The 13,808-nt window shown below is 58.4% G+C and carries 12 protein-coding genes and 2 pseudogenes; 7 read left to right on the forward strand and 7 right to left on the reverse strand.

What is annotated here, in order from left to right; genetic code table 11:
* The first annotated feature begins 186 nt into the window (after window positions 1–186).
* Window positions 187–1,140, forward strand: a complete 954-nt coding sequence (locus ABSE61_RS14785) for a Bug family tripartite tricarboxylate transporter substrate binding protein (RefSeq protein ID WP_423871869.1) — start codon at window positions 187–189, stop codon at window positions 1,138–1,140.
* Between the two features lie 17 nt (window positions 1,141–1,157).
* Here the strand turns inward: ABSE61_RS14785 and ABSE61_RS14790 are convergent, their stop codons facing one another.
* Both ABSE61_RS14790 and ABSE61_RS14795 read right to left on the reverse strand, forming a co-directional pair.
* Window positions 1,158–1,637, reverse strand: a complete 480-nt coding sequence (locus ABSE61_RS14790) for a cupin domain-containing protein (protein WP_423871870.1) — start codon at window positions 1,635–1,637, stop codon at window positions 1,158–1,160.
* A 136-nt stretch (window positions 1,638–1,773) separates the two neighbouring features.
* A complete protein-coding gene (locus tag ABSE61_RS14795) occupies window positions 1,774–2,628 on the reverse strand; it encodes an alpha/beta fold hydrolase (RefSeq protein ID WP_423871871.1) in 855 nt (284 codons plus the stop codon).
* Between the two features lie 487 nt (window positions 2,629–3,115).
* Here ABSE61_RS14795 and ABSE61_RS14800 point away from each other — a divergent pair, with 487 nt between their 5' ends.
* Complete coding sequence (locus ABSE61_RS14800; protein ID WP_423871872.1) at window positions 3,116–4,171, forward strand: alpha/beta hydrolase family protein; 1,056 nt, start codon at window positions 3,116–3,118, stop codon at window positions 4,169–4,171.
* A gap of 74 nt (window positions 4,172–4,245) precedes the next feature.
* Here the strand turns inward: ABSE61_RS14800 and ABSE61_RS14805 are convergent.
* Window positions 4,246–5,181: pseudogene (locus ABSE61_RS14805) on the reverse strand (3'-5' exonuclease); the annotation flags it as partial.
* Window positions 5,182–5,746: 565 nt separating this feature from the next.
* Between ABSE61_RS14805 and ABSE61_RS14810 the strand changes: the two are divergent.
* The 4 genes and pseudogenes from ABSE61_RS14810 (at window position 5,747) to ABSE61_RS14825 (ending at window position 7,592) form a co-directional block, all read left to right on the forward strand.
* The gene (locus tag ABSE61_RS14810; RefSeq protein WP_423871873.1) at window positions 5,747–6,058 is read left to right on the forward strand and encodes a polyhydroxyalkanoic acid system family protein; all 312 of its coding nucleotides are present in this window, start codon (window positions 5,747–5,749) and stop codon (window positions 6,056–6,058) included.
* Window positions 6,059–6,119: 61 nt separating this feature from the next.
* Window positions 6,120–6,746 (forward strand): DUF1330 domain-containing protein, encoded by a 627-nt coding sequence (locus ABSE61_RS14815; protein ID WP_423871874.1) that lies wholly within the window; start codon window positions 6,120–6,122, stop codon window positions 6,744–6,746.
* Between the two features lie 242 nt (window positions 6,747–6,988).
* Window positions 6,989–7,157: pseudogene (locus ABSE61_RS14820) on the forward strand (ribosome modulation factor).
* 213 nt (window positions 7,158–7,370) lie between these two features.
* On the forward strand, window positions 7,371–7,592 hold the full coding sequence (locus tag ABSE61_RS14825) for a hypothetical protein (RefSeq protein ID WP_423871875.1): 222 nt from the start codon (window positions 7,371–7,373) through the stop codon (window positions 7,590–7,592).
* A 546-nt stretch (window positions 7,593–8,138) separates the two neighbouring features.
* Here the strand turns inward: ABSE61_RS14825 and ABSE61_RS14830 are convergent.
* Window positions 8,139–8,369: a hypothetical protein gene (locus ABSE61_RS14830; protein ID WP_423871876.1), complete on the reverse strand. Its 231-nt coding sequence runs from the start codon at window positions 8,367–8,369 to the stop codon at window positions 8,139–8,141.
* Between the two features lie 610 nt (window positions 8,370–8,979).
* Window positions 8,980–9,312 (reverse strand): hypothetical protein, encoded by a 333-nt coding sequence (locus ABSE61_RS14835; RefSeq protein ID WP_423871877.1) that lies wholly within the window; start codon window positions 9,310–9,312, stop codon window positions 8,980–8,982.
* An 889-nt stretch (window positions 9,313–10,201) separates the two neighbouring features.
* Here ABSE61_RS14835 and ABSE61_RS14840 point away from each other — a divergent pair.
* On the forward strand, window positions 10,202–11,206 hold the full coding sequence (locus tag ABSE61_RS14840) for a transglycosylase (protein WP_423871878.1): 1,005 nt from the start codon (window positions 10,202–10,204) through the stop codon (window positions 11,204–11,206).
* Window positions 11,207–11,393: 187 nt separating this feature from the next.
* Here the strand turns inward: ABSE61_RS14840 and ABSE61_RS14845 are convergent, their stop codons facing one another.
* Both ABSE61_RS14845 and ABSE61_RS14850 read right to left on the reverse strand, forming a co-directional pair.
* Complete coding sequence (locus tag ABSE61_RS14845; protein ID WP_423871879.1) at window positions 11,394–12,329, reverse strand: NAD(P)-dependent oxidoreductase; 936 nt, start codon at window positions 12,327–12,329, stop codon at window positions 11,394–11,396.
* 78 nt (window positions 12,330–12,407) lie between these two features.
* Entirely contained in the window at window positions 12,408–13,775 is a 1,368-nt protein-coding gene (locus ABSE61_RS14850; protein ID WP_423871880.1) for an MFS transporter, read from the reverse strand.
* Window positions 13,776–13,808 lie beyond the last annotated feature (33 nt).

Consider the following 13,808-nt stretch of genomic DNA (forward strand, 5'->3'; position numbering starts at 1 on the left):
CCCCCGGTGGTCTGTCAACGGTCGCCCTTCGAGCATTTGCCATTGGGCCAGTACATTTCTCGAAAATAGACAGGATTCCGGAGCGGTTAACAAGGAACCGTCGTGCCGGGTCAAGTTGTTACACGTTGTATTGCTGCAGGAAGTCGAATATCGATTGAGCAAAGAAAAAACGACGGGTGGGAAGCAATGGTTCGACTATTTGCGTCGGCTGGCGCTCTGTTCTGGTTCACGTTTGCGGCGCTGGCGCAGACGTATCCCGCCCGCCCCATCCACGTGCTGGTAGGTTATGCGGCCGGCAGCGGTCCCGATATCCAGGCGCGCACGGTGGCGCAGGCCTTGAGCAACTCGCTCGGGCAATCCTTCGTGGTCGAAAATCGTCCCGGCGCCAATGGCACCGTTGCCGCGCGTGCGGTCGCGCAGGCCGAACCAGATGGATACATGTTGCTGTTCTCGTCATCATCCATCGCACCGACGCCTTACATCTACAAGCACCTCGGCTACGATCTGGTCGGCGATCTCAAGCCGATTGCCACGATCGGAGAACTCGACGGCGTCTTCATGCTCGTCGACGCCAAGTCGCCGATCAAATCAGTGCCGGAATTGATTGAGTATGCGAAGAGCCATCGCGTGCTCTATGGCTCGCCCGGAGTCGGCAATGAACTTCATCTGAAAGCGGAGCTGTTCAACCAGCAGGCCGGGGTCAAAATGGTGCACGTGCCCTACAAGGGAACGTCCGAAGTTATGATCGGTCTGCTGAGCGGCGCGGTGCAGGTCATGTTTGTGTCTCCGCCATCGGTAATGGGTCTGATCAGGGAAGGAGGCGTCAGAGCACTTGCATTCACTGGCTCGAAGCCGTTTCCGTCGTTTCCTGATGTACCGCTAATGAAGCAGTATTTGCCTCAGTATGTATATGGCTCTTGGGGCATGTTCTTCGCTCCGGCCAAACTATCCGACGCCGTCTTGACCAAACTGAACGGCGCAATTCATGCGGCACTGCTGCAACCCGCGGTAGCCGAAATCATGCAGCGCGACGGCTACATGCCGGACCGGCGCGACGCCGCCGAGACCGCAGCCTTTTTCCGCAAGCAGGTGCAAGAAACTGCGGAGATCGTTAAAGCGGCCGGCATCGAGCCAAATTGAGTTTCGCGCGCCGCGTCTCACCCTATGGCGCGCAGCACCTTGTCCGTCGCCGTCACAGGCTTGGCGCTGATCAGTACAAAAGCGATCGTGCAGACCTCCGGTCCATGGTTTACCCAGTTATGAATGGTGCCGCGCTGAACCAGCAAGTCGCCGGCCTTGAGTTCCACCGTGACTCCGTCGTCGAGCTCCATCTCTATTGAACCCGACATCACGACCGCGCAGTCGATCGAGTCGGTGCGATGGTTGCGTGGCGATACACCGGGTTGATACTGCACCACGCGGAAGACGGTGCCGTTATCGACCGTAGTCTTGAGCGCCGTCTTGGTCGGATCGCTGAAACCGTCATTGTCGACCGGAAAACCCTTGGTCGACCACACGACGCAGGACGCGGCGCCGGGCCGGTTAGAGATGACGTTGGTGGCGATCTCGTCGACCTCTACCTTGGCGCGGCCATCGGCGGTGTGCCCGGTGACGACGCGACGAATCTGCAAGCTCATGGCAGCTCCCATCAAGATCTGACAGTAAATGACAATAGAGCATGATTGGTTCTGATCGGAATTAGAACCGAAGCTCTACGTTGGTGTTTTGACGCGTCCTTCACGCGAACCGGTTTCTACTTCGCTGGAAAACGCTCTAGTGACGTTCGGCGCGTGCGAGAAAGGCGGAGAAAATCGCAGCGAGCCGGGGCTCGGCTTTGCGCCATTCCTTGCGGTCCCAGTCCTTCAGCAGATTGTCGTCGGGGTGTTTTTCGACCACGTCCTCATGCAGCTCGCTGTTGGGAAAGAGCCCCGCCGCCTTCCGCGCGGTGGCAGGCGTATGAATCACATCATTACCCGCTATCAGGCAAGCCGGGGCCTCGATGACGTTCAGATCGGCTTCACTGGCGCCAACGATCGGCAGTGTTGCGGATTGCAAGAACTTTTCGCGCCACACCGTCATCACCTGGATGAACTGCTCGACGTTATTGGCGAGCAGCCGCTCCTTGTTGGCCGGTCGTGCCTTGATGCATTCGGCGAAATGCTCGCTGTCGGCCACCGCTTGCATGCCGCCCTCGGCTGCCAGCTTTATATATTGGCCGTAGTAACTCGCTGAAAGCTTGTCCACGGCTTCCTGGCCCCCGGTGACCCGCCACAGCAGCAGTCCGCGCAGTCCGTTCGGGTGCCGAATAGCGTAGAGAATTGCAAGCCTGGCGCCGGCGGAAGATCCGCCGACGTACATCGGCAATGCGCCGAGCTGGTTTCCAAGCTCATACAGATCATCGGCCCACACATCATGCTCCGACCCCGAGCCGTCGAAGGCTGTGTCCGAGGCGCCGCAGTTGCGCCGATCATGCAGCAGCACGCGATAGCCGTTGGCGGCAATTGCCTTGGATAGATTGATCAGTTCGGCGTAAGCCCGACGGCTGCCGGGCGTCAGAGCGACGAAGGGGCCTTGGGTGCCGACCATTTCGTAGTTGATGTGAACGCCACGAACCAGCGCAACTGGCATTTCCATTCCACCTTATTTTTTTATCTGTAGTATTTTTGCAATAAGGCAGGCTGGCGCGCAAGCCGCCGAAAATCAGAGCTCGAACATAAGCTCCGCGTTTTGATTGTGGCGCTGCACGATTGCCCCTGTTGAAGAATTCGAGCAGAATTTCCTTAGCCTGGATGCGGACGGCCGCCGAATTGGCTGGTCGTGTTTCTTGGGATACGCTTTGGGCGCCAATAAGAAACTGGGAGGAAATGTCATGGACCGCCGTCATTTTATCCGCTCCGCTGTCGTCACAGGAACTGCGCTCACGTCGGCCGCGGCTTTTGCAGAGTCCGGTGGGGAGCCGACGACCAAGCGCTTTTCCGAACAGAACTGGACCATCGATAATATCATTCGCGCGAATGGCATCGATTGGGACCAGCCACGATCCATCTATCTGTCGGCACCCTGCGGCGTCGAGGCCAACGCTGATTTCGCCGCTATCCGTGCGCGAGTTCAGAAAATGGCCGACATCGGGCCGGCTTTCGAGGCAACGGCTAAGCGACGTGAGACCAAGGCAAAAGAAGCTGAAGCAGAGGGCAACCTCGTGACGGCGCGGGACAACTGGTACATGGCCTCTATCCATTATGGCGCGGCCGAGTGGCCTTATGACGATTACAGCAAACTGCATGTTGGACTGAACGCCAAGAAACGCGAATGTTTCGCCAACTACGCGCGTCTCGCCGACCACAAGGTCGAAGCGGTGTCGATTCCGTTCAACGGGAAATCGATTCCCGGCTGGTTCCACCTCCCGCCGGGCTATGCAGGCGGCAAACTGCCGGTCGTCGTCGCCATTCCAGGAATGGATAGCTTCAAGGAGGCCAATGTCGCCCTGGCAAATGACCGATGGCTCGCACGCGGCATTGCCGTCCTTTCAATCGATGGCCCCGGCCAATATGAGAGCCCGATGCTCGGCGTCTATGTCTCGATGCAAAACTGGATGGATACCGGGCCGGTTTGTGTAGATTGGCTGACGAGTCGTCCGGAGATCGACGCTCAGAGGATTGGTGTCGTCGGTGCTAGCTTCGGCTCGTTCTGTGCGACGATCCTGACGGCACACGAACCGCGGATAGCCGCGACCGCTGTGATCTCGACTTGTTTGGAGCCAGGCTTCCACACCATTTTTGAGGAGGCTTCGCCCACCTTCAAGAAGCGCTTTATGTGGATGTCGAACTACACCGACGAAGCAAAATTCGATGTCTTCGTGAAGACGCTGACATGGGAAGGCCATGCCGAGAAGATTGCCAAGCCCTACCTGGTTCTGGCCGGCGAGGCGGATGAATTATGTCCGCTGCGTTACACTGAACAGATGATCAGCACGATGACCGGGCCGCGTCAGCTCGTGGTCTATGCGGACAGCCGCCATTCGGTTGGCAACGTTCCGGCCGCTAATCTCGGTCCGTTCCCCCTGACCCTGATGGCCGATTGGATGGCGGCGCGGCTCGCCGGCAAACCCTGCGTGAGCGAACGTTGGTTCGTCGAGACGAGCGGTCGGGTAGCGAAGTCGGCGCTCGGATGAAAGGGGCAAGCCAAACTTCTTCACGCCACTAGCAGCCTTTTTAGCAAAATAAAGCCAGTTCGGTCGGGAGGGGCCTAGCGCCACAAGACTCGCATTCGAGCCCCGATGTCGATCCGTGGCCCTTGGGTTGGGTTCCGAGCTACGGCACTGGGGGATACAGTCGGCCAATTCGCGCGTTCGAACAGCCCGAGCAGCTTCTCGGGAATAAAGCGGGTCCTGGAGGCGTAGACATGCCGGTCGCCCTGCGACCGCTGTCCGTGCGTGAAGAAGCGCTGCGGTATCACCAAATGGAGATCGTCCTTTGCCCGTGTCATCGCAACGTAGAGCAGGCGGCGTTCTTCCTCCAGCTCGGCAGACGTGCCGGCGCCCAGGTCCGACGGCATGCAGCCGTCGACGACGTTGAGCACGTAGACCGACTTCCATTCCTGGCCTTTGGCGGAATGGATGGTCGACAGGATGAGATAGTCCTCGTCAAGCAATGGCACTCCGGCCCGGTCGCTGGTCGCGTCGGGTGGATCAAGCGTAAGTTCGGTCAGGAAGCGTTCGCGCGAGGGATATCCACCGGCGATCTGTTCGAGCTGCACAAGGTCGGCACGTCGAACGTCGGCATCCTCGTGGATGCGGTCGAGATGCGGTTCGTACCAAAGACGCGCGCGTTCCAGGTCCGATGGCCATTCCGAATATCTCAGGTTTTCAACCGTTTGTACGAAAGCGGCCCAATTGTCGCGGGCGCGGGGTGGGAAGGGTAGACTGGAAAGCGCAGTGAGCGGGTCGGCAGCTTCCGTCATCTGATCGAGGATACGTTGGGCGGAGGCAGGCCCGATACCCGGCAATAGATGCATCACACGGAAGCCAGCGACCCTATCGCGAGGATTCTCGACGAACCGCAGCAGGGCGAGCATGTCCTTGACGTGCGCGGCGTCGAGAAATTTCAGACCTCCGAATTTCACGAACGGAACGTTGCGACGGGTGAGTTCGATTTCCAGCGGTCCGCAGCTTGAGGCGAAGCGCAAACGAAGGAATAACAGAAGGAGGTCTCACCCGGCAGTTGCAGCAAAATGGCAGGAGATGATGAAACGGTCATTCCGTCGCTTCCCGAACCCGGTGTGTGGACCGGCTTGGCTTCGGCCAATGTCTAGGGGCCGATGAGGTGGAAGCGCGCGAAATCCATCGAGGCTCGCGGCGAAGATGTTTATCCAGCCGCATAACGAAGCCGGATATACGTCAGCAGTTGTGACCGACGATCCTGATCCAGCCGACCTGTTGCAATCGGGCGGGGTCCATATACGTCCACATATGAACCGAGCCGTGCAGCGAGTCGTCTCCTCAGAAGATAAGGCACGGCGCCGCCGGTTGGTTCCGCGTGAGTTCCCGGCTTCGATAGCATTCCCGTGAAAAGCCGCTGCAGCAAAAATCCCGGCCGCGAGGTTTGAATCACAAGCAGCGTAGCGCGACGCGCTGGGCGCCGAAGGATGGCTAGGTCGAGCCGTTCTCTGGTTTCAGATTTAGCCATCGCGTCCGTTGTTTTTCGAACTATCGGGAATTGCACGCGTTAAGCCAGCAGGAGTATTAAAGATGTTCGCCCCTCTCATTGTTTCAATCCCCCATCGCCTTGGCCGTGAAGAGGCTACGCGCCGTCTTAAGGCCGGCTTGACGCGCGCCGCCGCCAGCATACCGATGCTCCAAGTCGATGAGGAAAGATGGGAGGGTGATCGGCTGTTTTTTTGCGTGCGCGCGCTGGGGCAGGCGGCGTCCGGTCATCTCGATGTCGCCGAGGATCATGCCCGGCTGGAAGTTGCGCTGCCGTGGCTGTTGCAGCGTTTTGCCAAAGTGGCGCAGGTGGCGATTAGAAACCGTGGCAATTTGCTGTTGACCAAGCGGAGCTGAGTAACGACGGTACACGGCAAGCGATCGTCCTTGCGTCGTCGTTTTCGCCAGTTTCGGAGGAATGATGGCTGATTACCAATTGTCGCGGATTAATTCGTCTGCAGCCACGCTATGCGTTCCAAAAAGACGTTGGACCACCCGCACATCATTCCGAGCCGCCGCAATATGGGCTCTTTTGCTCTGCTTCGCCGGCGGCGCTCCGGTGATGGCCCGAGGCGGACACGGTGGTGGTTTCGGAATGCACGGTGGCCGGATGGGCGGCGGCTTACGGACGCCTGTCTATGTGCTGATCCTTGTTTTGAAGATTACAGATGCAGCCGTTTTCAAAGCAACGATGAGCGGCTTGACGACCCCAAGTGCCGCTTTGGCCGGCCGTCTAGCGGTGGATGAGGACAAACCGGCGGCTTGGGAAGGCACGGCGCCCGAGCACATCGTAATGATCCAATTTGACAGTCCCGACGCGGCGCAGGCATGGAAGAACTCGGATGCTTTCAAAAGCTTCGACGCGGACCTTCATCGAGGCTCAGAATCATCTGTGCAGCTTCTGCAAGGCCTGCCCAACCCGATCGCCCGCGTGTTTGGCGGAGGAAGAGGTCATGGCCTTGACCCGAAGGCGTTCGAGTCGAATGTTAGGGACTATGATCAAATGCTGAACAATAAGCTGCATAGCATATGCAAAGGCTGCTAAGGCCTGTCGTCGATGTCGTTGTCATCGCTAGCGAGACCGTCCTGTTTGAGGTCCCTGGGAATTTCGGACCAACTATTCCCCTCGGCCGAGGTCCTTAGCGAACTGCGTTATCTGAGCATCAGGGGCTTGCGCGAAGGAAGTGGATTAGACGGCCTTCTGCGGAACCTACCATGGCGGGGCATTGTTGTCAGGCGACCAGCAATTACGATCAGGCAAAGGCGTCTCGGATGGGAAAACAAATTATGAGTACTGATCCGGATCCATATGAACAGGGCCGGCGCGCGGCGCGCGAAAATATTCCGGCCGAGGGCAAATCCCTACCAAGACGGGAGCCAGGAGCATTCGCTTTGGGCTGCAGGCCATGAGGAAGTGGCTGGCACGGCTGAAACCGAAGAATCCGAAGGAACGTAGCTCCACTGTGCGAGCGCGCTTCGTCGCGGGGGAATGCTTAAGCGGAAAGCCTTGCTCATGCGCCTTTAATTAGAGATCAGGTCCAAGATTTCGTGTCAATTGACCGAACTTAGCTTTGGCACAAACTGGATAGCGTTGGCAGGAAGCGGGCAGAACACTGCAACTTAGGTGTGCGATAACCTGACTGCCGGGTGGGTACCGGGAGCAGGGCACATGACCATTCGACGTATTCTTCAAAACACACCGATGGAGCCCGAGGATATAAGACGGCTTGTCACGGCGTATGAGCAGACCCTCCGCGCTCTTTCCCTGAAAAATCGCGATGATCAGATCACCCGGCTCGTAGCAGAGAAGGTCATCGAGGTCGCCCAAACGGGTATCCGCGATCCCGCCCAAATATCAGAGAGGGTGATTAGGGAACTCGGACTTCCGTAAACAGCGACTCAGGTTCATGCTGCTGACATATTTGCGGGCGACCACGCAGTGGTGCGCAAGTATTTCGGGGCCACACGATGAGTCATTCATCGGAAACCACTCTCACGCAGACATGCTCTCGAGGCCCGCTCATGTGATCGATGTGGGGCAAAACCCGAGCTGATCGGGACCATGCTTGATCCGACCAAGGGTCGTATGATCCGCATTTACAAGTGCAATGCGAAGAACGCAGTTGGGCTTCTGATTCGGACTGACCCGGAATCGCCTTTGCAGTCAACAGATGGGCCGCCTTGACCCGTCTCTTTCGTTCCTGTCGGGAACCTTGCAGGGTCACGAGGCATTTATGGCCGAGGTACCGAGGGGTAAGCGTTGTGTATCGCGCCGCATTGGTGTTTTCGTTTGTGCTTTTGACGGCGTCCGCTTGTGAAGCCGAGACCGGTCTTGCCTCATATTACGGTGGCAGGGTTCACCGTGGTGAGATGACCTGTGCCCATCGAACCCGACCTTTTGGAAGCATCGTCACGGTGACGAGCGCCGGGCATTCATTCAATGCCGTGTCAATGATCGCCGACCATTCGTGAGGGGCCGGGTTATCGACGTGTCAGTGAGTGCAGCGCGTGCGCTCGGAATGATGCGATCCTCGTCATCCGCGTTTCTGTCGAATAATCTCTGGCTCGCCAGCTTTACTGCGCCGCGATCCCGCGCAAAGAATGCGAGCATATCCTTGACGAAGGCGCGAGCAACGGCGGGCGGAAGGTTGAGCGGCTTGCGGGTCATGTCGCGTCATCTCTCCCTCATCCTCGTGACACCAAGCGGTCGTATTGCGCAAGCTAGACTATTGCGCCCCAATGTACCGCGTGTTTGGGCGCGCACGGCCCCGCACACCCCACCCCCCTCATGCGGGGGCCGTGCTGCGTTCGGTTGGGTGCTACCACTCGGCGCGAGCAAAGGCTTTGGCTTGATCGAGAGAAGGACGGCCATTGCAAGGAACCCGCCGCGCTCGCGCGGTAACGAGATCGCGCCGGATGCTGGCGTGATGTGAAGGTGGGGGAGGGAGAACAGGACGTAATGCAGAACCGGTCGATCCGGCGATCAGGACAACCTATTGGTGCCAGTGCATCGTCGAATGCCGGCTTTTGACCGGGACCTGATCCGCGGAGGGCATTATGGCCAGCGGTTATGTGAGCCGCAATTAACAGGCCGAACACATGGCTGCGCCGACCAGCCCTGCGACGTGCATGGCACTTTGGAGACATCGGTCAATCGGCTGCCAATGTCCCATATTTGGTCAGAACCGACACGACCGTTGGGCCGGCAGGCCGCTCCTCGCCACTCACAGTACGTCTTAAGGGTGCGGCATCGCTCACGGATTTTCGAGCAGCGTCCTTTAGGCAATGCCCTCCTTTATCAGAGCATCCGTCGCTTGCTTAACAAACGCTGCGTCATCACCTGGCGTGAGCTGACTCTCGATGTTCAGCAAGAGAACGCCGAGTGCCAGCGCTTGAGGCCGATTACCAGCAGACCATAGCCGACGGGAGACGTCTCGAAGTTCTTGCAAAATCCGTTCCCGATCCGCGCTGCTGGCCAACTCATAACCTTCGTTCACGGGGCCATAGGTCGATTTGATGTAGTTAAAACACGTCGATTTCGGCTCGACGCTTAACGCGTCGATCCGGCGCTTTAGGTCATCGTATTGCTCTCGCAGGATGTTGCTTTGCACCTTGCCCCCCGATCGCGTTGAATTCTCGGTGTGGCGTTGGATCTCGAATAAGTTCGCGCGTGCACCAAGCTAGCACCTCTCGATCAACCGCCTCGCCTCTTAGTGCGGTATCAGTGTGAAATCACCGCCCAAGGTGATTGCCATTCAGGCCGAGTTACTTCCGATTATAACCCGATGCGGACATCAAGGTTGATCAGGCTGGCAGTTAAAAGGCCAAGCCGATCAGCGCTTCCTTACGCCACGCGACGCGACAGTTCTGCGGAAATTCAGCGTGTGGGATGTTGAGTTTGAATTCGTGAGGAATGCAAAACCGACGGCCTACTGGAGCGCCGCGCCCATTGCGGAAATGTTTCGCAAAACGCATTCGATTGTCCTGCCGTACCGAACTCAATCGATCCGCCTTTGAGAACCCGCCCGCCGCTGTGTCGCTCATCGCTCCATTCGGTTGAGTTGAGCCAAAATTCTAAGAAACGGGCTAACTGCGATACTTAGAAACGGCGGCACCTAGCAACGAACTGGCAACCAAGCAAGATCTTCGCTTTGGCACTTAGCAGGCATCACGATCACGGACGTGTCCATGTCGGCTGTTGTCGGGGTCAGAGCGGACGTCCCGAGATCACGTCGCTATGTCGACTTGTCGCCGCGGCCATTGAGCATGGCGCGCAACGTCCACAGTGAAAATCCCTTGACTTCCTAAGCCGTTATGACCGGTTAGTGCGCACGTCGAGCAAAGCCGGGTGGGCGTCGTGTCGAGACCCGGCGCCTTTGGACCGTTGCCTCGCTCGAGGCAATTCCCCTGAAAAACAACCTGCGTCGCGGGAGTCACCTTGGATTACGGGGAACACGCGTGTAGCTTTCGTTTGGGGACCGTGCCGCGGAGTTGGGGGCAATGAGAACCTTGCAGGTCGTTTGCGTCGTGGGTGCCATAACATTCACGGGGATGATCCATCAGGTTGCACACGCGCTAGGCGCGACAGTGCCGGCCGCATTGCAGGAAGCGGTGGAGAGCGCCGAGACGCCCGCTTGGCCTGCGCTCTCCGCCACTATGCCGGCGTCGCCTGCCGGACCTGAAGAAGTGCCCGCGGCGGTTTCCGGACCGCCGGTGGCGGCCAAAGCCGAAATCGGCGACGATCCTGACGAGACAAAATCGGTGGACCTGAGTCACCATGATGCCGCCCAACCGGTGCCGGCAACGCGCGATGCGTCCGGCGATACTTCCGATCCGGCGCGGATGATCCAGGATTTCCGGTATCTCATCTATTACGTCTGGTCCGAACTGCCGCCTGCCGAGAAGCCGGCGGAAACTGTCCTGAGATCACTCAAGGACATCCCGGTCGGAACGCCGGTCGAGGAAATTAAGCGCGCCTCCGACGCTTTCGGCCTGGATTTCCATTTCATGAAAGCGGTTGCCAAGATCGAGTCTGGTTTCGACCCCAAGCAACGCACGGGCTCGTATGTCGGCTTGTTCCAACTGAGCAAGTACGAGTTCAACAAATTCGGCTCCGGGCAGATTCTCGATTCCCGCGACAATGCCGTTGCGGCGGCCTACAAAGTCATTACCGAAGGTATTCTGTTCGAGTGGGTGACCCACAAGAAGCCAACCCTAAGCGATCTTTACTTGATCCACCAACAAGGCTGGGAAGGCGCCGCCGAGCACATCAGCCAACCTGATCGCGTCGCCTGGAAATCGATGTGTGCTACCGGCGAAGGAAAGGAGAAAGGCGAAAAATGGTGCAAACGCGCGATTTGGCGGAATACCCTTCCGGCAGTCAAAGACGTATGGAAATCGGTCGATAAGCTGACATCGGGGGCGTTCGTCGGAATGTGGCGCGAGCGGGTTGCTGATTTCTATTCGAAATATATGACCGCCGCAGCCGAACGGGCGAACCAATAGATTTCCGTTGAATGTCTGCCTGTGGTTAAAGCGGACAGGACGCTGCTCAGAGCCAGTTTGTAAGTGATAGCGTCTCATCGTGGATACAGTCAAACAAATGCAGTCGGTTTCGTCGAAGAGAACACGGCAACAACTCGATTCGCATACTGATAGGCTTTTCTACAAAACCTTATCAGTCGGGCGTCCTCTACAGCGTGGCATCGCGCGGACGCTCGGTTCCATCTTGAATACCGCCACCGAGCGGCGACCGAACGAGGCCCGCCATTTGTTCGAGGACAGCACAGACCGAAGCCGTGTCGACGGCTCCATATCCCATAGAACTCGCGGCGGCGTAGATAGCCCTGGTAGAATCGAAGAGCGGGGTCGGCACCTTCATCCCGCGAGCAAACGCATCGATGACGTCAATATCTTTGAACCAGGTATCGAGTTTCATAGTGGGCGGCTCATAACGGTTTTCCGCCATTAGCGGTGCGCGCATTTCGAAGGTGCGCGAGCTTCCGGCGCCGGCTCGGATAACCTCAACGACCTGTTTTGGATCGAGCCCCGCTTTCATGGCGAGCACCATGGCCTCAGCCGATGCCACATTATGAATTGCGACAAGGTGATTGGCGATGAACTTGAGTCGGCTGCCATTGCCGAATGCGCCAAGATTGAAGCAGCCCCGTGAAAATTGGGCGAAGATCGGCTCGCAGCGTTCGACTGCGGCCTTTCCTCCGCTGGCATAAACGACGACGTCGCCTGTTTTCGCCTGTGCACCGGTCCCACTGAGCGGACAATCGATCATCACGTGACCGGCTGCGGCGGCCTTGGCGCGAAGCGCAAGCTTCTGATCGATCGAGAAGGTCGACAATTCGACAATGATGCAGCCCGGCTCGGCTGCCGCGGCGATGTCGTCAATCACCGATTTGGCAGCAGCGTAGCTCGGAAGGCTGGTCATGACGATGGCGCAGCACTGAGCCAGCGTCAGCACATCCTCCGTCACGCGAACCCCTACGCCCCGGGCGCGGTCTTTCGCTTGTTCATCGCTATCGTAGCCGTACACCGCCTCACTCTGGCGTGCGATGTGCTCGACAATCGTGCCGCCCATGATGCCGATCCCGACGACTCCGACGCTGATGTCCATTGTTTGATCCCTGTTCTCGAACGAGCCGATTGATGCCGCGAGGCAACCCGAACATGACGGATTGCCTCGCGCGCTGTTTCAGATATCCGCGGTCCGAACCGTATCGGAAACCGGAGGCGTCTCGGTCTCTGGCGACCGCATGTTCAGCACATACATCGCAACGGCCGCGAACAGCGATGGAATGGCGATGATCGTGAAGAGATGGGCCAGTTCCACCTTCGCCAGCAGCAACCAGGTTCCGATCATCGGCCCCATGATCGATCCGACCCGGCCGAACCCGAGTGCCCATCCGATGCCGGTTGCGCGAACATTCGTCGGGTAGAGATTGGCGGCAACCGCGCTCAGGTTGTTCAACGCGCCATTGGCGCAGAAACCGGCAAGGAACACGGCGACCACCAGCATGGGCACGTTGGCGCCGGCGTAGCCGAGCATCACGGTGAACACTGTACAGCCGAGAAACGCCCATGTCAGGATCCGGCTGTTGCCGGCACGATCCAGGCTTCGGGCAAACACGATGGTGCCGACGATGCCACCGAAATTCAGAAGAGCGGTGAGCAGAATCGCATTGCTGAGTGAGAGACCGGCTTGCTGCAGCAGCAGTGGCAGCCAGTTGATCAGGAAATAATACAACAGAATATTTGCGAACACCGAAATCCACAGCATCAGCGTTCCGACGAGGCGACCGTGCGAGAACAATTCGCTGATCGCAACGCCGGCTCCCGTATGCTCCCGGACGGCAAACGTACTCGATTCCGTCGCCTGAACTTCCGGCGCAATTTTGCGCAGCAGGTTCAGAATACGCTTGGGTTCCTTGCGACGAACAACCAGATAACGGATCGATTCCGGCAAGATCGCTGCGAGGATCGGAATCAGGATCAGCGGAATGCTGCCGCCGACGTAAAAGACCGACTCCCAGCCAAACGCTGGAATAATTCGGGCCGAGAGCAGTCCGCCCAGCATGGCGCCGAGCGGAAACCCGCAGAACATGGCCCCGATCGCGGTCGCCCGCCAACGCGCCGGCGCATATTCACCGCTTAGCGCCACGCAATTGGGAAGCGCCCCGCCGAGACCGATGCCCGTCAACAGGCGGACCACCATGAGGCTCTCCACCGACGTGCACTTTGCACTCGCCAGCGTGAAAATGCCGATGAACGTAATCGCCAGGATCGCTGCGACCTTTCGCCCGAAGCGATCGGCGATCGGCCCTAGACTCAAAGCGCCGATCATCATGCCAACCAGGCTGGCACTGAAGACGGGTCCAAAGGCTGCGGGACCGACACCCCAATGCTTTGCGAGAACCGGGGCAACGAAGCCGATCGATTGGGCGTCAAATCCATCGATCAGGGTTACGAGTCCGCAGATCAGGACAGTCGCGGTCTGAAACGATGTCCATCTTCCCTTGTCGATCGTCGTATCGACCTCAATTACCGCTGTGCACTGGGTCATGTCAGCCGCCTGTTGATACATCTCCTGCCCCGA

Origin of the sequence: Bradyrhizobium sp. (assembly GCF_049519115.1) — a bacterium.
Taxonomy (GTDB): Bacteria; Pseudomonadota; Alphaproteobacteria; order Rhizobiales; family Xanthobacteraceae; genus Bradyrhizobium.

What these genes read in the sequence shown, in the direction of transcription:
- ABSE61_RS14845 (WP_423871879.1), bottom strand. Translation starts at nt 12,329, where the DNA reads ATGGACATCAGCGTCGGAGTCGTCGGGATCGGCATCATGGGCGGCACG.
- ABSE61_RS14850 (WP_423871880.1), bottom strand. Translation starts at nt 13,775, where the DNA reads ATGACCCAGTGCACAGCGGTAATTGAGGTCGATACGACGATCGACAAG.
- ABSE61_RS14810 (WP_423871873.1), top strand. Translation starts at nt 5,747, where the DNA reads ATGTTCGCCCCTCTCATTGTTTCAATCCCCCATCGCCTTGGCCGTGAA.
- ABSE61_RS14795 (WP_423871871.1), bottom strand. Translation starts at nt 2,628, where the DNA reads ATGCCAGTTGCGCTGGTTCGTGGCGTTCACATCAACTACGAAATGGTC.
- ABSE61_RS14790 (WP_423871870.1), bottom strand. Translation starts at nt 1,637, where the DNA reads ATGAGCTTGCAGATTCGTCGCGTCGTCACCGGGCACACCGCCGATGGC.
- ABSE61_RS14825 (WP_423871875.1), top strand. Translation starts at nt 7,371, where the DNA reads ATGACCATTCGACGTATTCTTCAAAACACACCGATGGAGCCCGAGGAT.
- ABSE61_RS14815 (WP_423871874.1), top strand. Translation starts at nt 6,120, where the DNA reads ATGATGGCTGATTACCAATTGTCGCGGATTAATTCGTCTGCAGCCACG.
- ABSE61_RS14800 (WP_423871872.1), top strand. Translation starts at nt 3,116, where the DNA reads ATGGCCGACATCGGGCCGGCTTTCGAGGCAACGGCTAAGCGACGTGAG.
- ABSE61_RS14785 (WP_423871869.1), top strand. Translation starts at nt 187, where the DNA reads ATGGTTCGACTATTTGCGTCGGCTGGCGCTCTGTTCTGGTTCACGTTT.
- ABSE61_RS14830 (WP_423871876.1), bottom strand. Translation starts at nt 8,369, where the DNA reads ATGACCCGCAAGCCGCTCAACCTTCCGCCCGCCGTTGCTCGCGCCTTC.
- ABSE61_RS14840 (WP_423871878.1), top strand. Translation starts at nt 10,202, where the DNA reads ATGAGAACCTTGCAGGTCGTTTGCGTCGTGGGTGCCATAACATTCACG.